Below are 24,696 nucleotides of genomic sequence, written 5' to 3' on the forward strand. Positions count from 1 at the left end.
AGCACCAAGCCGGCAAGCCGCCGACGAAACAAGCCGAACGAAGTCTCCCGCGCCTCAATGCTCGGGAGACTTTTTTATTGGCTATCGGTTTATTGGCTAACGGTGCGTCGCAACGTGGCGCAATAACCAAACAAAAAGCGGTGCATGGCGATTCAAGCCATGCACCGCTTCTTCTGCCTCGATCACGCGACGCCGCTTGCGCAGCGCCCTTCGTCAGTCTCCCGAACCGACGCCCAGCGGCGACGAACTGCTTGCGGAAGCAAGCGAAGCGCGCGCCCCCGACGTCTCGATCCAGCGCGCGCGCATCGGCGCGAGGATGAATTTCGCCGACACGCCCGCCGCGATCGTGATCACGGCCGACACGATGAACACGAGGTTCCACCCGCCTGCCGCCGACAGCACCGACGCCAGCGGCACGAGCAGCGCCGCGGTGCCCTTCGCCGTGTAGAGCGTGCCGGCGTTGGCCGCAGCGTACTTGCTGCCGAACGTATCCGCGCAGATCGCCGGGAAGATCGAGAAGATCTCGCCCCAGAACAGGAAGATCAGCGCCGCGAACGTCATGAACGCATACGGGTTCTGGCCGTACTGCATCATCCCGAGCAGCGCGAGTCCTTCGCCGATGAAGATCGCGAACATCGTGTTCTCGCGGCCGATCTTGTCGGAGATGAAACCGCACAGCGGACGCGTGAAGCCGTTGCAGATGTTGTCGATCGACAGCGTCATCGTGAGCAGCGGCAGCGTGGCGCCGAAGAGCGTCATCGGAAGTTTCGCGAGGCCCCAGTCTTTCGCGATCGGCCCGATTTGCGCGGTCGCCATCAGGCCGCCCGCCGCTACCGCGACGAACGACAGATAGATCACCCAGAACACGGGCGCCTTGATCATCTGACCCGGCGTGAAATCGACCTTGGTCACGGCGAACTTGCGCTTCACGCCGCTAGTCGCGCGCGCGACCGGCTTCTTCAGCAGCAGCGCGAGCACGAAGATGCTCACGCCTTGCAGGATGCCGAAGAACAGGAACGTGTGCTCATAACCTGAGCGCGTAATCATGTTTGCGATCGGGATCACGGTCACGGCCGCGCCCGCGCCGAAGCCCGCCGCCGTCAGACCCGCGGCGAGGCCGCGCTTGTCCGGGAACAACTTCAGCGCATTGCCGACGCACGTGCCGTACACGCCGCCCGCGCCGATGCCCGCAATGACGGACGCCGCGTAGAGTTCGGGCAGCGTCGTCGCGTATGAATTCAGCACCCACGCGAGGCCCGCGCAGAGCGCGCCGCCCGCCACGACGGGACGCGGACCGAAGCGGTCGACGAGCCATCCTTCGACGGGCACGAGCCATGTTTCAGTGAGAATGAAGATCGAGAAGGCAAGCTGAATCGATGCCTGGCCCCAGTGGTGCGCCGCGTTCATCGGAGCGACGAAGAGCGTCCACGCATATTGAAGATTCGCCACCAGCGCCATGCATAGCATGCCGATGATCAGCTGACACCAACGGTTCGAAAAGAAACCGCTTCCCGTCGCCTGTCGGGTGTTTCCATTCATGTGCATCGTCTCCGCTCTCGACGGCAGTTCGCGCTTTAGCGCTTGTTTCCGTCGCATGCAAAATGTTGCGTTCTAATTTTCGATGCGGACTGCCGCGATCCAGGATCGTTGCGCCCGCAAGCGCCTTACTCGTTTTCTTCTACCCGGCGTCGGGTGACTTTCGACAGACCTGCGTAGTTAACCATTCAAACAGGCTGCGGTCTTTTCATTTTTATTCCAATGGGCTGCGGATTTTCCCTTATGCGATCACGTCGACGCGCGAAAGCAAGCGTTAACCCTTAACCCAAAGGCTCATTCCGGGCGAACCCATGCTAAGCGGATGTAGCGAATTGCGAATAATTAAACTTACTTATCGAATCGATAGACGATCGTTTATGGAAGCGATGGCGGGGGGCGCGCAGAGGAGCTTGCCGGCTGGCAATGAGGGAAGATGCGGACATCCGCAAACGGATGTCCGCCGGGGAACAGAGAACGGACGGTTAAAAAGGCGCTGCGCTCAGTCGAGAAAATCGCAGTTCGCCTCGATGAACGCGGCGAGATCGAGCGAGTGCTGACGCACGAGACGCTCGGCGAGTTCGGTGTCGCGCTTTTCGAGTGCTTCGATGATGCGCAGATGATCGACGATCGAGCGCGACGCGCGATCGCTCTGCGAAATCGTCATCCGGCGAATTGCGCGCACATGAATGAAGATGTTCTTGATCGTGTCGAGGATGATCTGCGACTTCGACAGCTCGACAATCGCCTGATGGAACGCGATGTTCGCATCCGAATACTCGGCGATATGTTCTGCCGGCGTCGAATCGCGGAACTGGTCGAACATGTGACGCAGCCGCGCGATCTCTTCGTCCGTCGCATGCAGTGTCGCGAGACGCGCGGCCATGCTTTCGAGCGCGGCCCACATCTGCACCATTTCGACGATCTCGCGCTTGCTCTTGCGCACGATGTAGATGCCCCGGCGCGGAATCGTGCGCACGAAACCTTCCTGTTCGAGCAGCGTCATCGCCTCGCGCACGGGCGTGCGGCTCACGCCGAGCGATTCGCTCAGCGCGCGATCGTCGAGACGGATCTCTTCGCGCGACGCGTAAATGTCCGCATCCGCGATCGCCTGACGCAGCATCGCGTATGCGCGGTCGCGCAGGCTCGCGCTGGTCCCGATAGGTTGCAATGACAGGGTGAACGGCGTTGCCGCTGGCTGGCTGTCCAGTTCTGACGACATGCATCGCCTCTGATGGGTCGGTGTCTTGAACACCGTGGTTGTTCAAGCGGCCGGATGCGCCGCGCCCGTATTGTGTCGCGCTTGTACCGCGCGCGTCCATCGCCACGCGGACTGTTGACGTATTTAGTATATCAGTGTGTGAGGTATTGTCGACGGGCGGCGCGTCCCGTCTGGCGCAGCGCGCAGGTGGCGTGCTGTCGCAGCTTAGGGATTCGGGACGCTCGTCGCGGGGCCGTTCACCGACGCCGTCAATGCACCCGCTGCCGCCGACGCTTCGTGTGGCGCTTCGAGCATCACCGCGCCGCATTGCAACCGGCCGTTGTCGTTCGATTCGAGTTCGGCGGCCGTCAGGTTCGCGCACGCCGCATCGACGATCGTGCCGATGTCGTGCCGGTCGCGCTCGCGCGCTGCGTGCTTCATTTCGCGCTGGAGCCATCCGCTGAAACTCACGACGGCGAATACCGCTACGGCTAAAAGTACTGACTCGAGCTTCGTCAAACGCATCGTGGGTGAACGCTTTGCAGAGGGATGGCCACTCACGATATCGGCATTGCCGCGAAAAGCTTGAGCCCGCGCGCATTTGAAAATGCGCCCCGCAGTGTCCCGTTGATTGCCGCCGGAAAAATGCCCGGCCACATCCGATCGCGCAGCGCCTTTTGTGCAAATTGCGGCGAGCCAATCGTCTTGGTGTTGCCGGAACGATCCTTAGATCTGTCGATAGCTTCCGCACGGCAACTTTACTTGCACCTTTCGCATAACAAGCCAATCCGCTTTGAACGGGAGAGCATCATGGCCACCGAGCCCGAAAGTTTCCGCGATCAGTTCGTCTCGATGTTTCAGTCCGCCGTCGATGAAGTCGTGCGCAGCACGACGCCTTCCACGGGTCTCTCGTCGCGGCCGGGCCTCGACAATCCGCTCGTCAGCGCCGCCGCGACAATCGCGCAGCTGAAGGCGCAAGGCGAGGCGTCGCTGCCGGACGTCGCGCCGGGGGAAATCGCGCAGGACGCGTGGACGTGCGCGAAGATGGGACTCGATCTGATGGAAGCGCGCGCACGCGGCGACACCGCGACGGCCGAAAGCATCCAGAACGACATTCGCTACAACGTCTGCGATCCGGCGTGGTTCACGGTCATCGAAAACTACATGCAGTACTTCGGCCCGGACGGCAAGCGCGCCGCGATTCCCTACCGGCGCGCGGCCGCGATCGGACCCGTCACGGTTCCGCTGAAAGCGGGCGCCACGGTCGCGCTGATCGCCGACTGGGGCACGGGCACCCAGGTCGCCACCGATCTGCTGAAACAGGCCGCGCTGCAAAGCCCGGACGTCGTGATCCATCTCGGCGACATCTACTACTCGGGCACGCCGCAGGAATGCGACGCGAACTTCAGGAAGATCGTCGATGCCGTGCTTTCGCGCGATACGAAGGACGTGCCCGTCTATACGCTCTCCGGCAATCACGACATGTACTCGGGCGGCGCCGGCTATTACGGGCTCATCGACACGCTCAACGATCACGCGCGCCTTCAGCCCGCCAGCTTCTTCTGTCTGCGCAACGACGACTGGCAGTTCATCGCGATGGACACGGGCTTGCACGACTACAACCCGTTCACGGTGACTGACGTCGTGACGTTTCTGGAGCAGGACGAAGAAGACTGGATCGTCGAGCGCATCGCCGAATTCAGCGGCAAGACGATTCTGCTGTCGCATCACCAGCTGTTTTCAGCGCTCTCGCAGATCGGGCCGCCGCAGACGGACGGCAAGCTCACCGCGTACAACCCCCGGCTGCTCGCAAGCTTTCGACGTTTTTCGCAGGCCGCGAAGCAGCCGATCACCGCATGGTTCTGGGGCCATGAGCACAACCTGAGCGTGTATCAGCCGTATCTCGACTTGACGCGCGGACGTTGCATCGGACACGGCGCCGTGCCCGTGCTCGTCAACGGCCCGGAGAACGCGCCGGACACGCGCGTCGTCAATCCGCCCGCGCTGCAGAACGTCCTGCTGAAACAGGCGAACAAGGTCTACATGCACGGCTTCACGATCGTCCGGCTCGGACAAGGCGCGCAGAAAGCGCAAGCGTCGGCGGAGTACTACGAGAGCACCGACGGCACGACGCCCATGTTCACCGAATCGCTCTAGCTCTAACGCGCCGAATGCGGAACGTCTCGCGCCGTGGGTCTCGCGCTAGACGTCGACGATCACTTCGAAGCCGCCGTAGATCAGACGCTTGCCGTCGAACGGCATCGGCAGCGTCTCGGGCTGCGTGCGCGGATCGGCCATCACTTTCTTCATGCCTTCGTCGCGTGCCGCGCGCGAAGGCCACACGACCCACGAGAACACCACCACCTCGCCGGGTTCGAGCTTGACGGCCATCGGAAACGACGTGAGCTTGCCTTCGGGCACATCGTCGCCCCAGCATTCGACGACATTCAGCGCGCCGTATTCCTTGAAAACACCCGCGGCAATCTGGGCATGCCTACGGTAAGTTTCGCGATTCTCCTCCTTTACACCGACGACAAATCCGTCCACATAATTCATTGCAGCCTCCATTTGCGGTTTCGTCAGAACGCAGGCATATGTCGCGCCGTTGCCCGCTTCTACACACACGACGAGCGAGGCGGCAGCAAATCGACAGCACGTCGATAATTTTCGTATTCGACCGCACGCGGCCACGCTGCGCGCGGCACATGGCATAATCCGCGCAGCATTCAACAGCGCTTTTGACATGTCGAGCCGGTTCTATCGGAAGATTGGCAGCCTCCTCGGATTGCTCGCGATCCTGATGGCGACGCTCGCGCCCACTGTCTCGCAGGCGATTGCAGCGAGCCGTGGCGCATACGATCCCGCCGCCGCGCTCTGCTCGACACACACGGCCACGCTCGCCGACACGCACGAAGACGACCCCACCGACGCCCACACGCTCGCCTCGCATTGGCACGCTTGCGGCTATTGCAGCCTGCTCGCGCATTTCCCCGTGCTGCCCGCGTCGCCATCGACGTTTGCGCTGACCGTCGAGGCCATCACGCAACAGGCCGCCGCGCGCTTCGACAGCGTCGCGCTCGCTGCTGCATATCAAGCCGCGCAACCGCGCGCGCCGCCCGTTCATCTCTGAGTCGAATCGCGTTCCGGCAGCGCCATGACAGCGCTGCTGTTTTCGCGCGTGCGCCGCTTCGCGAAGCGCAAGCCGCTCACGCGCGCGTTCATACTCGGGATGACCCATGAACATCGCACTCGACAGGCGCGGCACATTGCCGCTCGCCTGCTGCATTGCCGCGGCCCTGTACTTTCCGGCGCTCTCGCACGCGCACGCGATTGCGGGCGATCGCGTATTCCCCGCCACGATGGCCGTCGACGACCCCGGCGTCGGCGACGAACTCAACTTGCAATACGGTCATCAGCGCGTGCCCGGCGACGATGGCAACCAGAGCATCAACACCTTCAGCTTCGAATACGACAAGCTGATCACGCCGCGCCTTGCCGTGTCGGTCGGAGGCGCTTATGTCGGGCAGAACAATCCGACGGCACACGGCTTCGACAACTTCAGCGTCGGCCTCAAGTACCTGCTGTACGTGAACGAAGCGCACGAGTTCATGACGTCGATCGGCGTCGACGCGGATCTCGGCGGCACGGGAAGTCACGCGATCGGCGAGAGCTTCTCGACGATCTCGCCGACGATCTTCGCGGGCAAGGGTTTCGGCGATCTGCCCGATTCGCTCGCGTGGCTGCGCCCGATCGCGATCACGGGCGAAGCCGGTCCGGCGTTCACGACGGGCGCGGGCCAGCCCAACGCGTTCAACTACGGCGTGACGGTGCAATACAGCCTGCCCTATCTGCAGCAGCACGTGCGCGATGTCGGCTTGCCGCAGCCGCTCGCGAACCTGATCCCTATCGTCGAGATTCCGCTGTCGCGCAGCCAGGGGCAAACGACGGGCACGGTGAATCCGGGCTTCATCTGGGTCAACCGCTATGGGCAACTGGGCATCGAAGCGCAGATACCCGTGAACCGCGCGAGCGGCTCGCATGTCGGCGTGCTGGTGCAGACGCATATCTTCTTCGACGACATCGCGCCGACGACGATCGGCAAGCCGCTCTTCCAGTAACGAGGACATCGCAATGAACATGACACGAATTGCAATCGCAGGCGGCATGCTGTTGGCGCTGAGCCCGCTCGCGGCCAACGCTCATGTGTTTCCGCAGAAGCAGGAGCCCGGCGCGGGCGCGACGGTCGAAGCACCGGCCAAGGTCGTCATCACATTCGACGGACCGCTCGAACCGGCATTCAGTTCTCTGACCGTCACCGATGCGTCGGGCAAGCAGGTGAACACCGCGAAATCGGCCGTCGACGCGCAGCAGCCGCGCGTCGAATCCGTCGCGCTGCCCGCTTTGCCCGCCGGCAAGTACAACGTGCATTGGGTGGCCGTCGCATCGGACGGCCATCGCACGCACGGCGATTACTCGTTCAACGTGAAGTGAAGAAGTGACGAAGACGAAGGCGAAGTGATGACGATGCGCCGCGACGCACGCGCCCGATGACGCTCACGCCGCGCGCCGGTTCGCGACGCGCGGCATTGCGCGCGGCAATTCCAGACGCCGCGACCACGTCGCCATCATGCGCACGGCAACGGGCGGCTTGCTGAGTATCGCGCTGTCGTAGCGCTTGCCATCGAAGTGATGCGTATCGACGATGCGAAAGCCTTGTGCGCGATAGAACGCGATCAGATGCGCAGCAGGCTCCGGCGTATCGAGCGCGAGCTCGGCAAAGCCGCGCGTCGCGGCCCAATGCTCGGCGAACGTCAGCATCGACTTGCCGATGCCGCGTCCTTGCCACATGGGGTCGATGCCGAGCTGGCGCACGCTCGCCACGTCGTCGCGCTGATAAAGCTCGCAGGGCGACTCGGCGTCGCGCGCATAGAGCGTCATCGTGCCCACGATCCTGCCGTTGCACACCGCGACGAAACAGTCGCCGGCCAATGCGCGTTGCTGCGTCACCGCGATGGACTGATCGACACACGTGCAGTTGAGCCCCATCATCCCGAGCCTCGCGAACGCGCGATGCAGCATCGCGGTAAGTTGCGCGTACGAGTCGCGCGCGGGATCGAAACGCCGCACGATGCTGCCGGTTCCGTGGCGGATGCCCGAACAGTGCGCGTTCCGGCTGACGACTGCGTGCGGCTTCTGCATGACCTCTCCGTTCAAAGATCGATGCCTGAAGTCTAGGGACGGCTCTAATGCGCAACAAGAAAAAATGTCGTAAAAAATGGGCTCGGGCTTGTAGCGATCGCGGCATCACGTCGGCCATCGCGCGGCGCTGCACGAGGCCGTGCTACTGTCGCGGCAACCGGCTCGCATGTTTCTTCATCGTTCCATCCCGCCACGGAGTGCGCGTGAACAATCCGCTGATTATCGGCTTTGCGCTCGTCGCGCTCGATGTGGTGGTCTGGCGTTGCGCGATACCCAGGAACGAAGTCGCGCGGCTGCTGGTGCGGCTCTGCATCTATGCGGCCTTTAGCGCGCTGCTGTTCAGCTCGAACCTGAGCCCGTTCTCGCAGGCGCCCTATCTGAATTCGCGGCCGCTGCACCTGATCGGCCAGGTGCTCGAAATCATCTGGTGGCTGATGGGCGCGCGCCTGCTCAGCATGGCGCTCGACACGCTGCTGCTGCCGAAAACATGGCGCCGTCAGCGGCTCTTTCAGGATGTGTTCGGCGCGCTCGTGTTTCTGGCCGCCGTCGTCGCCGCGCTCGGCTTCGTGCTCGAATTGCCCGTGCGCGGGCTCGTCGCGACATCGGGCGCGCTCGCCATCGTGCTGGGCCTCGCGATTCAAAGCACGCTCAGCGATGTGTTCGCGGGCATCGTGATCAACACGACCGAGCCGTATCACATCGGCAACTGGGTTTCCATCGACGGCGTCGAAGGCAAGGTGCTGGAGATGAACTGGCGTGCGACGCATCTGCTGACTTCGCAAGGCAACATCGTCATCGTGCCGAACGCCGTCGCGGCCAAGGCGAAGATCACGAACAGCAGCCGCCCGCCGACGCTGCACGGCGTGACCGTCACGCTCGAGATCACGCCCGAAGCGCGCCCGGGCGTCGTGCTGGCCGCGCTCGAACGCGCGCTGGCCGGCGTGCGCGCCGTGATCGCCGACCCCGCGCCGTATGCGCTCGTGAAGAAGACCACCGTCACGTCGATCCAGTACGAAGCGACAGCCTACGTCGACGACATGAGCAAGAAGCTCGCTGTGACGAACGAGCTTTACGACCTGTGCTACCGGCATCTCGCGGCAGCGGGCGTCGAGCTGAGACCGCTGGGTGTCCCATACGGGCCGTCAGCGCCCGCGACACAGGCCGATCGCAGGATCAGCCTGCTCAGGCGCGTCGAGCTGTTCGCCGCATTGACGCCCGACGATCTGGCGCGGCTCGCGCCGCTGCTTTCGCGCCACGAACATGACCGCGGCGACATCGTGATCACGCCCGAAACCGTGCCCGACAATCTGAGCATCGTCGATTCGGGCGTGCTGTCGGTCGTCGCGGAAAGCGCCTCCGGTCCCGTCGAAGTGAACCGCCTCGGTCCCGGCGATGCAATGGGCGAAGCGGGGCTGCTCGCGGGCATGCCCGCGCGTGTGAAGATCTCGGCGCTGACGCATGCCGTCGTCTATCAGTTGAAGAAAGACGACGTGACGCCGCTGCTCAAGGACAACCCCGACGTCGCAAAGCTGATGTGCCGGCTGCTGTCGCGCCGCCAGGACACGCTAGGCAAGCTCGGCGCGCCGACACCCGTCGCGCAGTCGGAGCAGTCGATCTTTCAATGGCTGCTCGAAGGCATGCGCAAGCTGCACGATCTGACGTTCTGAACTGAGCGCCGCGCGGCGCATCGCATGGCGAACTCGCCACGCGATGCGCACGACAGCCGATCGAATGCGATCAAACGCGTTCGATCGCGATCGCAATACCCTGCCCGACGCCGATACACATCGTGCACAGCGCGAAGCGGCCCTGCGTGCGTTGCAGCTGATACATCGCGGTCGTCACGAGGCGCGCGCCGCTCATGCCGAGCGGATGGCCCAATGCGATCGCGCCGCCATTCGGATTCACGCGCGCGTCGTCATCGGCGACACCCAGCGCGCGCAGCACGGCAAGGCCTTGCGATGCGAACGCTTCGTTCAGCTCGATCACGTCGAACTGGTTGATGCTCATGTTCAGGCGCGCAAGCAGCTTTTGCGTCGCGGGCGCAGGGCCGATGCCCATCACGCGCGGATCGACGCCTGCCGTCGCGATGCCGAGCACGCGTGCGCGCGGCGTCAGGCCGTAGCGCTTCGCGGTCTCTGCGTTCGCGAGCAGCAGCGCGGCCGCGCCGTCGTTGACGCCCGACGCATTGCCCGCCGTCACCGTGCCGTCCGGGCGCACGACGCCCTTCAGCTTCGCGAGCGCTTCGAGGCTCGTCTCGCGCGGATGCTCGTCCTTCGACACGACGATCGCATCGCCCTTCTTCTGCGGAATCGTCACCGGGACGATTTCCTGCGCGAGCGTGCCGTCCTGCTGCGCGCGCGCCGCCTTCTGCTGGCTGCGCAGCGCGAACGCGTCCTGATCGGCGCGGCTGATGTTGTAGTCGGTGGCGACGTTTTCGCCCGTCTCCGGCATCGAGTCGACGCCGTAGAGCTGCTTCATCAGCGGGTTGACGAAACGCCAGCCGATCGTCGTGTCATGGATGTCGGCCTGACGCGAAAACGCGCTCGTCGCCTTGCCCATCACGAACGGCGCGCGGCTCATGCTCTCGACGCCGCCCGCGACCATCAGCCCCGCCTCACCCGACTTGATCGCGCGCGCCGCAATGCCGACGGCATCCATGCCCGAGCCGCACAAACGGTTGACCGTCGAGCCCGGCACGTCCTTCGGCAGGCCCGCGAGCAGCAGCGACATGCGCGCGACGTTGCGGTTGTCCTCGCCGGCCTGGTTCGCGCAGCCGTAGATCACGTCGTCGATCGCGTTCCAGTCGACTTCCTTGTTGCGCTCCATCAGCGCCTTCAGCGGCACGGCGCCCAGATCGTCGGCGCGCACCGACGACAGCGAACCCGCATAGCGGCCAATCGGCGTGCGAATCGCGTCGCACAGGAAAGCTTCCGTCATGAGATGTCTCCAGTAATGGCAGGCTGGCGTATCGTGGAAAGCGCCAGCGTCGGCGCATGGGGAGCGCCGCAAAAACATGCCGATGAACCGATATTTGTTCTATACTCGAACAAACGATCATATATCGAACAATTCAGGTTTGATGATAGGCGGGTGGCGGAAAGACTGTCAAGCGCGAAGGCGCGCGAGTGCGCGACGAAATCCGCAATGACGTGTCGCTGAAAACGGCGGAGATCGGCAGGAAGTCGGCACGAACAGGCCGCACAACAGGCGGCGAGCGGAAAGCCGCGGCGAAGTTGGCGAATCCGGGCGCTTGCGCTATCGTCACGGCTTTCCGCCGGCTAACGAAGGCTGTCCAACGTTTGAACGTATCGTGCATAGGCCCATGAGCAAAGTCCCACCAGCGTCACAAGCCGTTTCCGTCAACGATGGCGACGCGCCCGACAAACCGGGCGACTCGTACGTGCAGTCGTTCGCGCGCGGCCTCGCGGTGATCCGCGCGTTCAACGCCGAGCGGCCCGAGCAGACGCTCACCGACGTCGCATCGGCAACCGGCCTCACGCGCGCGGGCGCGCGCCGCATTCTGCTGACGCTGCAAACGCTCGGCTACGTCGAGGCCGAAGGGCGTCTGTTTCGCCTGACGCCGAAGATTCTCGATCTCGGTTTCGCGTATCTGACGTCGATGCCGTTCTGGAATCTCGCCGAGCCCTTCATGGAAGAACTGTCGGCGCAGGTACACGAAAGCTGTTCGGCGGCCGTGCTCGACCGCACGGAAATCGTCTACGTGCTGCGCGTGCCGACGCACAAGATCATGACGATCAATCTGTCGATCGGCAGCCGTTTGCCCGCGTATTGCACGTCGATGGGACGCGTGCTGCTGTCGTCGCTCGACGAAGCGACACTCGACGCGACGCTCGACGCGTCGCCCATCGTCGCGCACACGCCGCGCACGATCACCGACAGGAACGAGCTGAAGAAGGCGATCGCGCAAGTGCGCAGCCAGGGCTGGGCCGTCGTCGATCAGGAGCTGGAAGGCGGGCTGATTTCGCTGTCCGCGCCGATCCGCAACCGGCGCGGACAGATCATCGCGGCGATGAACATCAGCGGCAACGCGCAGCGCAATTCCGCGAAGCAGATGGTGAAGGCGTTTCTCGAGCCGCTGCAAAAAGCGGCGCAATCCGTGTCGGATATGGTTGCGCTGCGCGGCTGATTGCGATTGATCGCGATCGGTTGCGATAGCGCGCGGCTTGCTTGCGCAGCGTGAACAGCGCGCGCGACGCGTGCATCAATGGCTTCGCCTCGGCGAACCGCGAAAGCGAAGCCGCGCACAGAGCGCCCGTTCAAACGCGCCGGCCCGTCAACGACCTATCACCGGTTCATCACCGGCCCATCAACGCCCCAGATAGCGCTCCACGAGACGCGCCCAGTACGCGGCGCCGATCGGCAGATTGCGGTCGTTGAAATCGTAGTGCGGGTTGTGCACCATGCAGCCGTCCTCGCCGACGCCGTTGCCCAGGCGCAGGAACGACCCCGGCCGCTGTTCGAGCATGAACGCGAAGTCTTCGCTGCCCATCAGGATGTCGGCGTTCGGCTCGACGTTTTCGGCGCCCACCAGTTCGCGCGCGACCTGAATCGCAAACTCCGTCTCGGCATCCGTATTGACGACGACGGGATAGCCTTCGATGTAGTCGACGTGCGCCTTGCCGCCATAGCTCGCGGCCTGCGCTTCGGCGAGTTCGGTGATGCGCTGCTTCAGAAGCGCCCGCACTTCCGGGCTGAACGAGCGCACGCTCAGTTCGAGTTTCGCGCTCGACGGAATCACGTTGTTCGCGACGCCCGAGTGCATCGTGCCGACCGTCACGACAGCGGGCTGAGCCGGGTTCACGTTGCGCGCGACGATAGTCTGCAGCGCCATCACGATGCTCGACGCGATCACGATGGGATCGACGGTGAGATGCGGACGCGCCGCGTGGCCGCCGACGCCTTCGATCGTGATCGTCGCCTTGTCGCCCGCCGCCATGAACGCGCCCTTGCGGAACAGGAACTTGCCGGGCTCCGCGCCCGGATGGTTGTGCACGCCGAACACGGCGTCGCACGGAAAGCGCTCGAACAGGCCGTCTTCGATCATCTTCTTCGCGCCGCTGTCGATCCCGCTTTCCTCGGCCGGCTGGAAATACAGATGCACTGTGCCCGAGAAGCGGCGCGTCTTCGCCAGATGCTCGGCCGCGCCGAGCAGCATCGTCGTGTGGCCGTCGTGGCCGCATGCGTGCATCTTGCCGTGCGTGCCGCTCGCATACGGCAGCCCCGTCTGCTCGACGATGGGCAGTGCGTCCATGTCCGCGCGCAGCCCGATGCTGCGCGTGCCGTCGCCGACCTTCAATGTGCCGACCACGCCCGTCTTGCCGACCCCGCGCGTCACCGTCCAGCCCCACGCCTCCAGCTTTTCGGCGACGAGTGTCGCCGTCGCGACTTCTTCGTACGCGAGTTCGGGATGGTGGTGAATGCGGTGGCGGATATCGCGCAGTGAAGCGGCGGCGGGTTCGAGCTCGGCGATTTCGGTCAGGGAGGTGGCGTCGGTCATCAGGGGTGCTCCGCGGTTTGTTCTAGGTCTCTTCGCCGCGTCTCGTGCGCAGCGTCAATCCGCAGACTATAGCAACGCGAGGCCTTTCCCGTAAGACGGCCGTGCCTTTGACTTACTTAACGCTTTCATCGGGAACGGGCGCATCGGTTCGCGGCTCACGCGACGGCGGCTCCGGCGCTTCGTTCTTCAGCACGTCGACGAACGCCTGACCGGCTGCTTCGAGCGTGCCGGAATTGTCGATATGCGTGAGATGCGCGCCGTCGGGCAGCGTGAACGGCGCCTGGCGCGCGAGACGGGCCTCGACCTGCTCCTGCGTCTCGCGTCCGCGCGCCGCGAGACGCTGCGCGAGAATATGCTGCGCGGCATGGATATGCACGACTTCGAGATGCGGATAGCGCTTCAGCGCACGCGACAGATACGCACGCGATCCATTGACGACGACCGTGCAGCCGCGCGCGAGCCACGCGTCGATCTCGATGCCGATGCCGTAGTGCAACTCGTGACTCGACCATTCGAGCGCAAAGAGCCCCTGCGCCGAACGCGCGGCGAACTCTTCTTGCGTCAACGCGATGTGATTCTCGTTGTGCCCCGTGCCGCGCGTGATGTAGCGATGCGCAAACACGACAGGCGTGCCCGCGACGTGATCGCGCGCGAAGTGCAGCAGCGAATCCTTGCCCGCGCCCGATGGTCCGATCACATAGATCAAACGACCCTTCATCCGTTCGTTCACTCCTTCGTTCACTCCTTGTGTTCTGCCGTAAACGCGAGCCGCTGCCACAGCATGAACGGCTCGCCCGGCGCAGGCTCGACGAAGATCGCCGCGCCGTCGATGGGCAACGGCCCGAGACGCTGCGCCTCGCGATGCCACCATGCGACGATCGCGGCGCGATCGGCGGCATTGTCGAGCGAATTGGACAGCGTCATGTGGAACCGAAACTCGTCGAGCACATACGGATATCCCCATTCGCCGAGAAGTTCGCGCTGGCGTTCCGTCAGCGGCGCCTGCATGCGCTTCGCGGTGTCGGCGGCGGACGGCTTCTCGCGCAGCGGCGCGAACGTGCGCAGCGCGTCGGCGGCAAGCGCGCGCATCTGTTCGTCGCCCGATGGCGTCGCGGGACGCATCGCCACAAAGTCGCCCAACGTCGCCGCTTCGACGTGCAATGCGAAAGGCCTCTGCGTATGGGCCCAGTTTTCCGCGGCTTCGAGCAGATCGGCGACGCTCGCGCGATCGGCAAGACAGAACGGCGCGACGAGCGTGCCGTGCCAGCCATAACGGCGCGGCGATGCCGTCAGTTGCGCAAGCGGCTCCGACAGCGCGGGCGCTTCTTGCGGATCGATCGAAGCGCCGCTCTCGGCATCGCGGCCGAGCCACGCGGCGCCCGCATCCCACCAGCCCGACGCGCGCGCCGGCGCGTAATAGATCGCGAAGCGTGCCTGCGCGGACCAGGCATTCATCGTAGACGCGCTCATACGTCGTGCTCGACCATCAGTTGCACGCGGTCCGCGGCAAAGTGCGTGAAGCCGTATTTGATCGGCGTGCCTTGCGTGTCGACGTCGACGTTTTCGACCCACAGCACCGGCTGCTGCCGGTTGATGCCGAGACGCCGCGCGACTTCCGGCTCGGGCAATACGCTGCCGATACGGCTCCACTTGCGCAGATAATCGTTCACGCCATATTCGGCCATTGCCTTCGTAATGCCGCCCACGCGTTCGAGCACGTCGGGCAGATCCGCGAAACGCGCGGCCGGATAGAAGTTGCGCGCGAACGTGAGCGGCACGCCGTCCGCTTCATGCAGCGACTCGATGCGATACACGAACGCGCCCGCGCGCAGGCCCAGCGCTTTCGCGACGGTGGGATCGGCCTTCACGCGCGCCGCCGACAGCATCGTGCCCGCCGCCGAATGATGCTGCTGCCGCAGGTTCTCGGTAAAGCGCGTGCGGCGGCCGATCGTATAGTCGATGGCGCCCGGCTGCACGAACGTGCCGCGCCCCTGCTCGACGCTGACGAGTCCTTGCGCGGCGAGACCCAGCATCGCGCGGCGGATCGTATGGCGATTCACGTCGAAGCGTCGCGCAAGCTCGCCTTCGCTCGGCAGACGTCCGTCCTCGCCGAAGCCGCTTGCCGCGATCTCCTTCGCGAGGATCTGCTCGATCTGCCGCCATACGGCAACGCCCGCTCCCCGTTCGAGCATCGTGCCCGGCGCCGCGTCGTCGTTCGATGTCATGGTGCTGTCATTCCCTTCGGTTCAAATAAGCGTTCTGTGCATTGTAGTCCGCGAGCCGTGGCGGAAATATGAAATGCACCTTCTGTCACGGGACAGCGACATTTTAGCTCTAAACGTCTAGACGTTTAGACGAATAGATGCTCAAATGTCTGCACTTGCCACTGATGGTCCACTGATCGTCCACTTCCAGGAAATGCCGATGAGCGCCCCCGCCTCTCCGCCTGCCACCGCCTCCCCCGCCTCTGCCAACCCCGCGCGCCGCGCATGGATGGCCGTCCTCGCCAGAACGCCGCGCGCCGATCTCGAAGCCGCGCTGAGCCGCGCGATGGAAGGCACGCCGTTCCCCGCTTTCGACTGGCTGCGCCCGCCCGAGATCGGGCTCGCGATGGTGCGCGGACGCATCGGCGGCACGGGCGATGCGTTCAATCTCGGCGAAGCGACCGTCACGCGCGCCACGCTGCGTTTGCGCACGGCCAATTACGCCAATGACGATACGGATGAAGGCGCAACGGTCGGCGTCGCTTGTCATCTGGGACGCGACCGCCGCCGCGCCGAACTCGCTGCCATCGCGGACGCACTGCTGCAAACGCCGCAGCATCACGAACGTCTGCAACAGCAGCTGATCGCACCGCTCGCTACGCAGCTCGCGGCGAAACGCACGCAACGTCAACAGGACGCCGCATCGACGCGCGTCGAATTCTTCACGATGGTCCGAGGCGACTGATGAACCCTTCCACGCAATCCGCGCAGATCGCGCTCTCCATGCTGACGCCGGGCTTCGCCGATCCCGTCCACGATACGCAGACGGTGTTCCGCACGCTGCTCGATGCGCTGTCGCGTCCGGGAAAGATCGGCACGATCAACAACGTGCTGCCCGCTTCGCGCAGCGACGCGCGCAACAACCTGCCGCACGCGCGCGCCGATCTCGCCGCTTTCGCCGCGCTGCTCGCGCTGTGCGATTACTCGACGCCCGTGTGGCTCTCGCAGCCCGATGCCGTGCTCGGCTCGGCGTTGCGCTTTCATACGGGTGCGCCGCTCGTCGACGAGCCGCAAGACGCCGCGTTCGCCTATGTGCACGACGCGAGCACGCTGCCGCCGCTGACGAGCTTCGCGCCCGGCGCGCCCGAAACGCCGGAGCAATCGGTGACGCTGCTCGTGCGCGTCGATTCGTTGGCGCAAGGTGCGCCCGTCACGTTGCGCGGCCCCGGCATCGAAGACACGCACACGATCGCCCCTTCCGGCCTGCCCGCGCGTTTCTGGCGCGAGCGCGCCGAACTCGCGCCGCTCTTTCCGTGCGGCATCGACTGTTATCTCGTCTGCGGCGACATGCTGATCGGTCTGCCGCGCACAACCCGAGTGGAGCTGAACTAATGTACGTTGCCGTCAAAGGTGGAGAACGCGCGATCGAAGCATCGTGGCGTCTGCTCGACAAGGCGCGCCGCGGCGATACGCAGTTCGCCGAACTGAGCGTCGCGCAGATCCGTTCGCAGTTGCGCCTCGCCGTCGCGCGCGTGATGACGGAAGGCTCGGTCTACGACGAAGAGCTTGCCGCGCTCGCGATCAAGCAGGCAGCCGGCGATCTCGTCGAAGCGATCTTCCTGCTGCGCGCCTATCGCACGACGCTGCCGCGCTTCGGCTATACGCAGCCCGTCGACACGGAGAACATGCACATCGAGCGGCGCATCTCCGCGACGTTCAAGGACGTGCCGGGCGGCCAGATGCTCGGCGCGACGTATGACTACACGCAGCGGTTGCTGGATTTCACGTTGCTCGCCGAAGGCGACGGCGATGGCGCCGCGCGCGCGAAGCGCAGCGAAAGCGCAAGCGAGGAAGCGATGCCGCGCGTCGTCTCGCTGCTCGACAAGGAAGGCCTGATCGAACAGGAACACGTGTCCGAAGACGCGCCCGAACCCGGCGATCTGTCGCGCGAGCCGCTGTCGTTTCCCGCGAGCCGCGCGACGCGCCTGCAGAATCTCGCGCGCGGCGACGAAGGCTTTCTGCTCGCGATGGGCTACGCAACCCAGCGCGGCTACGCGCACTCGCATCCGTTCGCGGGCGAGATCCGCTTCGGCACGGTGGCCGTCGAGATGGAACTCGACGAACTCGGCGAGGCCGTCGAGATCGGCGAAATCGACGTGACGGAATGCCAGATGATCAACCAGTTCGCGGGCAGCAGCGAAGTGCCGCCCACGTTCACGCAAGGCTACGGTCTCGCGTTCGGTCACTCGGAGCGCAAGGCGATGGCGATGGCGCTGGTCGATCGCGCGCTGCGCGCCGAAGAACTCGGCGAAACGCTCGGCTCGCCGACGCAGGACGTCGAATTCATGCTGTCGCACAGCGATAACGTCGAGGCATCGGGCTTCGTGCAGCATCTGAAGCTGCCGCATTACGTCGACTTCCAGTCCGAACTCGAACTCGTGCGCCGTCTGCGCGCGAAACACGCGGCACGCGATCAGCGCGACGACAGCGACCCGAACGGCAAAGAGGACAAAGAGGAGCAAGCGGCATGAACGCGCCCGACACGACGATGCAAACTTCGGCGCACGACAGCGCCGCAGAAGGCTACAACTTCGCGTATCTCGACGAGCAGACCAAGCGCATGATTCGTCGCGCGCTGCTGAAGGCAGTGGCCGTGCCGGGCTATCAGGTGCCGTTCGCGTCGCGCGAAATGCCGCTGCCGTTCGGCTGGGGCACGGGCGGCATTCAGGTGACGGCATCGATCATCGGGCGCGACGACACGCTGAAGGTGATCGATCAGGGCTCCGACGAAACGACGAACGCCGTCAACATTCGCCGCTTCTTCGCGCGCACGACGGGCGTCAGCACGACCCGCAAGACGAGCGAGGCGACCATCGTGCAGACGCGTCACCGCATCCCCGAAACGCCGCTCACCGACAAGCAGATTCTCGTCTACCAGGTGCCGATGCCCGAGCCGCTCTTCCGGCTCGAACCGCGCGTCGCCGAGTGCAAGAAGCTGCATGCGCTCGCCGACTACGGGCTCATCAGCGTGAAGCTGTACGAGGACATCGTGCATCACGGCAGCATCGCGACGACGTATGACTACCCGGTGATCGTCAACGGACGCTATCTCGCGTCGCCGTCGCCGATCCCGAAGTACGACAACCCGAAGATGCACATGAACCCGGCGCTGCAACTGTTCGGCGCGGGACGCGAGCGGCGCATCCACGCGATTCCGCCGTACACGCCCGTAAAAAGCCTCGACTTCGACGATCATCCGTTCGAGGTGCAGCGTTGGGAGCACGCGTGCGCGCTGTGCGGATCGACGGAGAGCTTCCTCGATGAAATGATCGTCGACGATGAAGGCAAGCGCATGTTCGTCTGCTCGGACAGCGACTACTGCCACGAGCGCCGCGAACAGCAAGGGATCGAACAGGTCGGGGAACACAACGAAGGAGAAAGCGCATGACGCCGCTTCTGAGCGCACGCGCGCTCACCAAACAATACGGCGGCCGCAACGGTTGCCGCAACGTCAGCTTCGACCTGTATCCGGGCGAAGTGCTGTGCATCGTCGGCGAATCGGGCTCGGGCAAATCGACGCTGCTGAATACGCTCGCGCTGCGCACGAACGCCGATGCAGGCACGCTGCACTATGCGAGCGCGCATGGTGAAACACTCGATCTGCTCGAATTGTCGGAGCCGCGCAAGCGTCTGCTGATGCGCACCGAGTGGGGCTTCGTGCAGCAGAATCCGCGCGACGGTCTGCGCAACGGCGTGTCGGCGGGCGCGAATATCGGCGAGCCGTTGATGGCCGTCGGCGCGCGCCATTACGGCCGCATCCGCGATACGGCGACGCAGTGGATGTCGCGCGTCGAGCTCGACGCGGCGCGTATCGACGAATTGCCGTCGGCGTTTTCGGGCGGCATGCAGCAGCGTCTGCAGATCGCGCGCAATCTCGTGACGGGCCCGCGGCTCGTATTCATGGACGAACCCACGGCGGGTCTCGACGTGTCCGTGCAGGCGCGTCTGCTCGATCTGCTGCGCACGCTGACGTCGACGCTGCATCTGTCCGTGCTGATCGTCACGCACGACATCGGCGTGGCGCGCCTGCTCGCGCATCGGCTGATGGTGATGCAAGGCGGCGAAGTGGTCGAGGCGGGTCTCACGGATCAGGTACTCGACGATCCGCAGCACCCGTACACGCAGACGCTCGTCTCTTCCGTTCTTCCCGTTTGAGGTCCTGACGATGACAACGTCAATCGAAACATCGTTCGTCGACAACCACGCGCTGATGCTGCGCGCCGTCAATATCGGCAAGACGTTCACGCTGCACGGCCAGGGCGGCGTGCAGATCGAAGCGCTCGCGGGCGTGTCGCTCGACGTCGAGCGCGGCGAATGCGTCGTGCTGGTCGGGCCGTCGGGCGCGGGCAAGAGCACGTTCCTGCGCTGCCTGTACGGCAACTATCTGGCGAGCACGGGCATGATCGCGATCCGCGACGAAGCGCACGAAGCGAAGCACGTGCGGATCACGGGCGCCGAGCCGCGCGACGTGCTGTATTTGCGGCGCGGCGTCGTCGGTTACGTGAGCCAGTTCCTGCGCGTGATTCCGCGCGTGAGCGCGCTCGATCTCGTCGCCGAGCCGCTCGTGTCGCGCGGCGTCGATGAAAACGAAGCGCACGAGCGCGCCGCCGCGTTGCTCGCTCGGCTCAACGTGCCCGAGCGTTTGTGGCCGCTCGCGCCCGCGACGTTTTCGGGCGGCGAGCAGCAGCGCGTGAATATCGCGCGCGGCCTGATCGCGGAACATCCCGTGCTGCTACTCGACGAACCAACGGCTTCGCTCGATGCCGAGAACCGCGACATCGTCGCGGACCTGATCGTCGAAGCGCGCGAGCGCGGCGCGGCCATCGTCGGCATCTTCCACGACGAAGACACACGCGCGAAAGTCGCCACACGACGGCTCGAACTGCGTCCACCACTGCGTCACACACCGGCACTACACTGATATCGATCGGATACGGAGCATCCAGATGTTGATCAAGAACGCTCGCGTCGTGACGCGGGACGAAGTTTTCAACGGCGTCGTGCAGGTCGAAGACGGCGTGATTCGCGATGTCGCGCGCGGCACTACGTCCGCCGCCGACGCCCAGGACTGGGACGGCGACTACCTGTTGCCGGGCCTGATCGAACTGCATACGGACAATCTCGAGAAGCATCTGGTGCCGCGTCCGGGCGTCGAATGGAATACGGATGCCGCGTTCGTGATCCACGATGCGCAGGTGGCGGCCGCTGGCATCACGACGGTGTTCGATGCGCTCGCGATCGGCTCGCGATCGAGCGTCGGCTTGCGCGGCCGCGACACGCAGACGCGTTGCGCGCAGGCGCTCCAGCGTTTCTCCGAGCGCAAGCTGCTGCGCGCCGAGCACTTCCTGCATCTGCGCTGCGAGATCGCGACGCCCGATGTCGTCGAAGTGTTCGATACGCTGAAGGACCATCCGCTGCTGCGTCTCGCTTCCGTGATGGACCACACGCCCGGCCAGCGCCAATGGCACGACCGCGACCAATGGCGCCGCTTCCAGGAGCGCCACGGCAAGATGACGGACGAACACGTGGCCGCGACGCTCGTCGCGCTCGAAAACGAGCAGCAGCGCTTCGCCGACCAGCATCGCCACGAGATCGTCGAGCGCTGCAAGGCGCTGGGCGTGCCCGTCGCGAGCCACGACGACACGCTCGTCGAGCACGTGCAGCAGGCCGCCGACGAAGGCATCGTGCTCGCCGAATTCCCGACCACGCGCGTCGCCGCCGAAGCCGCGCACCGTCACCGCATCGCGACGATCATGGGCGCGCCGAACATCGTGCGCGGCGGCTCGCACTCGGGCAACGTGTCGGCGCTGGAGCTGGCGAAGGCGGGGCTGCTCGATATCCTCTCGTCCGATTACGTGCCGTCGAGCCTGCTGACGGCTGCCTTCGAGCTTGTCGACAAGGCGGACTGGACGCTGCCGCAAGCGATGGCGACCGTGTCGGCGGAACCGGCGCGCACGGCCGGCCTGCATGACCGCGGCGCGATCGAAACCGGGCTGCGCGCGGATTTTGTCCGCGTGACGATGCTGGATGCATTGCCCGTCCCGCGCGCGACGTACCGCGCGGGCGAGCGGATCGTTTGATACGCCACCTGATAGCGTGTTCGATACGGCTTCTGTCCGGGCCGCGCGGCCCGGCTCGGGCCGTTCACGTCACTGAGCGAAAGCATTTGCCGCACTGCCGCATGAGCGGCAAACGCGCCCGTCAAAAGCGCCCCGCCGCCGTGCGCGAGCCAGTCGGCGGCTGTCGATAGAAGGCTGTCGATTGGCTTTCGGCCGGTATCCTTGCTCCATATCACAAAACCGCCCTTTAGAGGCAATACTCCTGTGCCATCCGGTGTTTCACTAGCACCGCAAATATTTTGATTTGTTAAGCTTGGCGCGCGCTGCTGGCGGCTGGCCGGCGGCCATTAGACAAGCCCGGACACAACGGCCGGGCATCGTCGCGCAGCGGCACGACCGCATGCGGGACACTTCGAACCACTCCCGGGAGTACATCAGTGAAAAAACTGCTTGCGGCTTTGACGGTTGCCCTGCTCGCCACCGTTTCGATCGGCGCACACGCAAAAGACTGGACCACCATCCGTTTCGGCGTCGACGCCAGCTATCCGCCGTTTGAATCGAAGGGCTCCGACGGCAAGCTGGTCGGCTTCGACATCGATCTCGGCAACGAAATCTGCACGCGCCTGAAGGCGAAGTGCGTGTGGGTCGAGAACGACTTCGACGGCATGATCCCGGCTCTGAAGGCGAAGAAGTTCGACGGCGTGCTGTCGTCGATGTCGATGACGCCGCAACGCGCCGAACAGATCGCTTTCTCGTCGAAGCTGTTCAACACGCCGACGCGCCTCGTCGCGAAGAAGGGCTCGAACATCCTGCCGACGGCGGAATCGCTGTCGGGCAAGTCGGTCGGCGTCGAACAGGGCACGATCCAGGAAACGTACGCAAAGACCTACTGGGAGCCGAAGGGCGCGAAGGTCGTGCCGTACCAGAACCAGGACCAGGTCTACGCCGACCTGATCTCGGGCCGTCTGGACGCAGCGCTGCAAGACGCCGTGCAGGCTGAAATCGGCTTCCTGAAGACGCCGCGCGGCGCAGGCTTCCAGTTCGTCGGCAAGGATCTCGTAGACAAGAAGATCCTCGGCGAAGGCGCCGGCATCGGCATGCGCAAGGAAGACGCCGATCTGAAGGCGAAGGTCGACAAGGCAATCGCCGACATCATCAAGGACGGCACGTACAAGAAGATCGAGAAGAAGTACTTCGATTTCGACGTGTACGGCAGCTGATCATCGCCGCATCGCGCGAGGCGCGCAACGCCGCGCCTCGCGACGCGACGCAGACGGGCTCCCTTCGGAGCCCGTTTGGTTTTTGGCTCAAGGCTCACGCGAGGCCCAGGCAAGGCGCAAGCAAGGCCCCGGCCCGTCCCGCCCGAAAGCGGGCGTTCGCCCGCGCCGCCCAAATGGGCTAAGATCGAACGGTTCATCGGCGCGATTCGTTGATTCGTTGCGCGCGCCACCGTTTCAAGCCTCATCCCTTTGCAACTACAGCGCGCGCCGCGCGTCGTCGGCAGCGCCACATCGATCATGCAAACCCACAACCATCCGCTGATTTCCCCAACCCTCGGCACCGCTCGCAGCCTGACGAGCTTCCACTACGGTCCGAGCGGCGGCCAGAAGGTCTACATCCAGTCGTCGCTGCACGCCGACGAGCTGCCCGGCATGCTGGTGTCGTGGGCGCTGCGCCGCAAGCTCGAAGCGCTCGAAGCCGCGGGCAAGCTGCGCGGCGAAGTCGTCGTCGTGCCCGTCGCGAACCCGATCGGGCTGAACCAGCATGTGCTCGGCCTGCTCGCCGGCCGCTTCGAAACGAATACCGCGCAGAACTTCAACCGCAACTTCTACAACCTGTTCGATCTGATCGAGCCCGTAATCGAAGAACGTCTGACGGGTGACGCGGACGAGAACCGCGCGATCGTCCGCCAGGCGATGCGCGAAGCGCTCGACGCGCAAAAGCCGCGCACCGAAATCGAATCGCAGCGTCTCGCGCTGCAACAGCTGTCGTACGACGCGGACATCGTGCTCGACCTGCATTGCGACTGGGAAGCGGCGCTGCATCTGTACACGAACCCGGATCTGTGGCCCGACGTCGAGCCGCTCGCGCGCTATCTGGATTCGAAGGCGTCGCTGCTCGCAGTCGATTCCGTCGGCAATCCGTTCGACGAGATTCACAGCTTCTGCTGGTCCGAACTGCGCACGCGCGTCGGCGACCGCTTCCCGGTTCCGAACGGCTCGATCTCGGTGACGATCGAGTTGCGCAGCCAGCGCGACGTCTCATACGAGTTCGCCGAGCACGACGCGCAAGGCATCGTCGAATACCTGACGCATCGCGGCCTGGTCGCGGGCGAAGCCGCGCCGCTGCCGCCGCTCGAGTTCGCCGCGACGCCGCTCGCGGGCACCGAGCCGATCGTGACGCCCGCAAGCGGCGTCGTCGTGTATCGCCAGGAAGTGGGCAAGTGGGTCGACGCGGGCGAGCCCATCGCCGATATCGTCGATCCGCTGACGAACCGCGTCGTCACGCTCAAGACGAACGTGGCGGGCGTGATGTACGCGCGCCATCTGTCGCGCTTTGCCCAGGCGGGGATGGAGATCGCGCGCATCGCGGGCGCGAAGGCATATCGCACGGGGCAATTGCTGTCGGCATAACGATGTCTGCGGCGAGCGCCGCTTCGCGTTGCAAAGAATCGCCCGCCCCGTGCGGGCGATTCTGTTTGCAGCGCCCGAAGCGCTTGTGCGCCTGTCAACGGCGCGGCGCCGCGCATATGCACAGGTTCGCGCACAAGCCTTTCATACGCGAATGATCTTCTGTCGCATTTGTACGACAAATGCATTAGAAATATTTACTGTCATATTGCTTTCTCTTGCTCCCTATAAATTTGCGCCCGTCGCGCGACCTGCCAGAGAGCCAGGCTCGCGATCGCACCTTTAACCG

Annotated in this window: 25 protein-coding genes; 15 read left to right on the plus strand and 10 right to left on the minus strand. The window is 64.6% G+C overall.

What is annotated here, in order from left to right; translation table 11 throughout:
* Nucleotides 1–213 precede the first annotated feature (213 nt).
* The 3 genes from oxlT to VSR68_RS15670 form a co-directional block, all read right to left on the minus strand.
* The gene (oxlT, locus tag VSR68_RS15660) at nucleotides 214–1,539 is read right to left on the minus strand and encodes an oxalate/formate MFS antiporter (protein WP_342940718.1); all 1,326 of its coding nucleotides are present in this window, start codon (nucleotides 1,537–1,539) and stop codon (nucleotides 214–216) included.
* 496 nt (nucleotides 1,540–2,035) lie between these two features.
* Nucleotides 2,036–2,755: a GntR family transcriptional regulator gene (locus tag VSR68_RS15665; RefSeq protein ID WP_090868897.1), complete on the minus strand. Its 720-nt coding sequence runs from the start codon at nucleotides 2,753–2,755 to the stop codon at nucleotides 2,036–2,038.
* 204 nt (nucleotides 2,756–2,959) lie between these two features.
* Nucleotides 2,960–3,175: a hypothetical protein gene (locus VSR68_RS15670; RefSeq protein WP_342940719.1), complete on the minus strand. Its 216-nt coding sequence runs from the start codon at nucleotides 3,173–3,175 to the stop codon at nucleotides 2,960–2,962.
* 369 nt (nucleotides 3,176–3,544) lie between these two features.
* On the opposite strand from VSR68_RS15670, the gene VSR68_RS15675 reads away from it, so the two are divergent.
* Nucleotides 3,545–4,891, plus strand: coding sequence for a metallophosphoesterase (locus VSR68_RS15675; RefSeq protein WP_342940720.1), 1,347 nt, complete (start codon nucleotides 3,545–3,547; stop codon nucleotides 4,889–4,891).
* Between the two features lie 45 nt (nucleotides 4,892–4,936).
* Here the strand turns inward: VSR68_RS15675 and VSR68_RS15680 are convergent, their stop codons facing one another.
* The gene (locus tag VSR68_RS15680; RefSeq protein ID WP_342940721.1) at nucleotides 4,937–5,290 is read right to left on the minus strand and encodes a DUF1428 domain-containing protein; all 354 of its coding nucleotides are present in this window, start codon (nucleotides 5,288–5,290) and stop codon (nucleotides 4,937–4,939) included.
* A gap of 187 nt (nucleotides 5,291–5,477) precedes the next feature.
* Between VSR68_RS15680 and VSR68_RS15685 the strand changes: the two genes are divergently transcribed.
* The 3 genes from VSR68_RS15685 to VSR68_RS15695 all read left to right on the plus strand — a co-directional run bounded on the left by VSR68_RS15685 (nucleotide 5,478) and on the right by VSR68_RS15695 (nucleotide 7,225).
* A complete protein-coding gene (locus VSR68_RS15685) occupies nucleotides 5,478–5,864 on the plus strand; it encodes a DUF2946 domain-containing protein (RefSeq protein WP_342940722.1) in 387 nt (128 codons plus the stop codon).
* Between the two features lie 106 nt (nucleotides 5,865–5,970).
* On the plus strand, nucleotides 5,971–6,852 hold the full coding sequence (locus VSR68_RS15690) for a hypothetical protein (RefSeq protein WP_342940723.1): 882 nt from the start codon (nucleotides 5,971–5,973) through the stop codon (nucleotides 6,850–6,852).
* Nucleotides 6,853–6,865: 13 nt separating this feature from the next.
* Entirely contained in the window at nucleotides 6,866–7,225 is a 360-nt protein-coding gene (locus tag VSR68_RS15695) for a copper resistance CopC family protein (protein ID WP_428983514.1), read from the plus strand.
* A gap of 63 nt (nucleotides 7,226–7,288) precedes the next feature.
* Here VSR68_RS15695 and VSR68_RS15700 read toward each other — a convergent pair whose 3' ends face one another.
* Entirely contained in the window at nucleotides 7,289–7,933 is a 645-nt protein-coding gene (locus VSR68_RS15700; RefSeq protein ID WP_342940724.1) for a GNAT family N-acetyltransferase, read from the minus strand.
* A 203-nt stretch (nucleotides 7,934–8,136) separates the two neighbouring features.
* Between VSR68_RS15700 and VSR68_RS15705 the strand changes: the two genes are divergently transcribed.
* Nucleotides 8,137–9,600, plus strand: a complete 1,464-nt coding sequence (locus tag VSR68_RS15705) for a mechanosensitive ion channel family protein (protein WP_342940725.1) — start codon at nucleotides 8,137–8,139, stop codon at nucleotides 9,598–9,600.
* A 70-nt stretch (nucleotides 9,601–9,670) separates the two neighbouring features.
* Here the strand turns inward: VSR68_RS15705 and pcaF are convergent, their stop codons facing one another.
* Nucleotides 9,671–10,873, minus strand: coding sequence for a 3-oxoadipyl-CoA thiolase (pcaF, locus tag VSR68_RS15710; protein ID WP_342940726.1), 1,203 nt, complete (start codon nucleotides 10,871–10,873; stop codon nucleotides 9,671–9,673).
* 385 nt (nucleotides 10,874–11,258) lie between these two features.
* Between pcaF and VSR68_RS15715 the strand changes: the two genes are divergently transcribed.
* Complete coding sequence (locus tag VSR68_RS15715; protein WP_087734747.1) at nucleotides 11,259–12,083, plus strand: IclR family transcriptional regulator; 825 nt, start codon at nucleotides 11,259–11,261, stop codon at nucleotides 12,081–12,083.
* Between the two features lie 180 nt (nucleotides 12,084–12,263).
* On the opposite strand, the gene VSR68_RS15720 is transcribed toward VSR68_RS15715, so the two are convergent.
* The 4 genes from VSR68_RS15720 to phnF form a co-directional block, all read right to left on the minus strand.
* A complete protein-coding gene (locus VSR68_RS15720; protein WP_342940727.1) occupies nucleotides 12,264–13,454 on the minus strand; it encodes a M20 aminoacylase family protein in 1,191 nt (396 codons plus the stop codon).
* 112 nt (nucleotides 13,455–13,566) lie between these two features.
* Nucleotides 13,567–14,172 carry a phosphonate metabolism protein/1,5-bisphosphokinase (PRPP-forming) PhnN gene (gene phnN, locus VSR68_RS15725; protein WP_342940728.1) on the minus strand — a complete coding sequence of 202 codons (606 nt, stop codon included), beginning with the start codon at nucleotides 14,170–14,172 and terminating at the stop codon, nucleotides 13,567–13,569.
* Nucleotides 14,173–14,192: 20 nt separating this feature from the next.
* Nucleotides 14,193–14,924 (minus strand): DUF1045 domain-containing protein, encoded by a 732-nt coding sequence (locus VSR68_RS15730; protein WP_342940729.1) that lies wholly within the window; start codon nucleotides 14,922–14,924, stop codon nucleotides 14,193–14,195.
* The gene (phnF, locus tag VSR68_RS15735; protein ID WP_342940730.1) at nucleotides 14,921–15,679 is read right to left on the minus strand and encodes a phosphonate metabolism transcriptional regulator PhnF; all 759 of its coding nucleotides are present in this window, start codon (nucleotides 15,677–15,679) and stop codon (nucleotides 14,921–14,923) included. Before phnF ends, VSR68_RS15730 begins: the two co-directional genes overlap by 4 nt.
* Before the next feature lie 199 nt (nucleotides 15,680–15,878).
* On the opposite strand from phnF, the gene phnG reads away from it, so the two are divergent.
* From phnG to VSR68_RS15780, 9 genes are all read left to right on the plus strand, one after another.
* Nucleotides 15,879–16,403 (plus strand): phosphonate C-P lyase system protein PhnG, encoded by a 525-nt coding sequence (phnG, locus tag VSR68_RS15740; RefSeq protein ID WP_342940731.1) that lies wholly within the window; start codon nucleotides 15,879–15,881, stop codon nucleotides 16,401–16,403.
* A complete protein-coding gene (gene phnH / locus VSR68_RS15745) occupies nucleotides 16,403–17,050 on the plus strand; it encodes a phosphonate C-P lyase system protein PhnH (RefSeq protein WP_342940732.1) in 648 nt (215 codons plus the stop codon). The genes phnG and phnH overlap by 1 nt, the downstream gene beginning before the upstream one ends.
* Complete coding sequence (locus tag VSR68_RS15750) at nucleotides 17,050–18,189, plus strand: carbon-phosphorus lyase complex subunit PhnI (RefSeq protein ID WP_342940733.1); 1,140 nt, start codon at nucleotides 17,050–17,052, stop codon at nucleotides 18,187–18,189. Before phnH ends, VSR68_RS15750 begins: the two co-directional genes overlap by 1 nt.
* The gene (locus VSR68_RS15755; RefSeq protein WP_342940734.1) at nucleotides 18,186–19,106 is read left to right on the plus strand and encodes an alpha-D-ribose 1-methylphosphonate 5-phosphate C-P-lyase PhnJ; all 921 of its coding nucleotides are present in this window, start codon (nucleotides 18,186–18,188) and stop codon (nucleotides 19,104–19,106) included. Before VSR68_RS15750 ends, VSR68_RS15755 begins: the two co-directional genes overlap by 4 nt.
* Entirely contained in the window at nucleotides 19,103–19,873 is a 771-nt protein-coding gene (gene phnK / locus VSR68_RS15760) for a phosphonate C-P lyase system protein PhnK (RefSeq protein ID WP_342940735.1), read from the plus strand. Before VSR68_RS15755 ends, phnK begins: the two co-directional genes overlap by 4 nt.
* Nucleotides 19,874–19,883: 10 nt before the next feature.
* Nucleotides 19,884–20,639 carry a phosphonate C-P lyase system protein PhnL gene (gene phnL / locus VSR68_RS15765; protein WP_342940736.1) on the plus strand — a complete coding sequence of 252 codons (756 nt, stop codon included), beginning with the start codon at nucleotides 19,884–19,886 and terminating at the stop codon, nucleotides 20,637–20,639.
* A gap of 25 nt (nucleotides 20,640–20,664) precedes the next feature.
* Nucleotides 20,665–21,798 carry an alpha-D-ribose 1-methylphosphonate 5-triphosphate diphosphatase gene (locus VSR68_RS15770; protein WP_342940737.1) on the plus strand — a complete coding sequence of 378 codons (1,134 nt, stop codon included), beginning with the start codon at nucleotides 20,665–20,667 and terminating at the stop codon, nucleotides 21,796–21,798.
* A gap of 416 nt (nucleotides 21,799–22,214) precedes the next feature.
* Nucleotides 22,215–22,997, plus strand: coding sequence for an ABC transporter substrate-binding protein (locus tag VSR68_RS15775; RefSeq protein ID WP_342940738.1), 783 nt, complete (start codon nucleotides 22,215–22,217; stop codon nucleotides 22,995–22,997).
* Nucleotides 22,998–23,294: 297 nt separating this feature from the next.
* The gene (locus VSR68_RS15780; RefSeq protein WP_342940739.1) at nucleotides 23,295–24,410 is read left to right on the plus strand and encodes a succinylglutamate desuccinylase/aspartoacylase family protein; all 1,116 of its coding nucleotides are present in this window, start codon (nucleotides 23,295–23,297) and stop codon (nucleotides 24,408–24,410) included.
* The last annotated feature ends 286 nt before the right edge of the window (nucleotides 24,411–24,696 follow it).

Source organism: Paraburkholderia phymatum, assembly GCF_038900715.1.
Classification (GTDB): domain Bacteria; phylum Pseudomonadota; class Gammaproteobacteria; order Burkholderiales; family Burkholderiaceae; genus Paraburkholderia; species Paraburkholderia phymatum_A.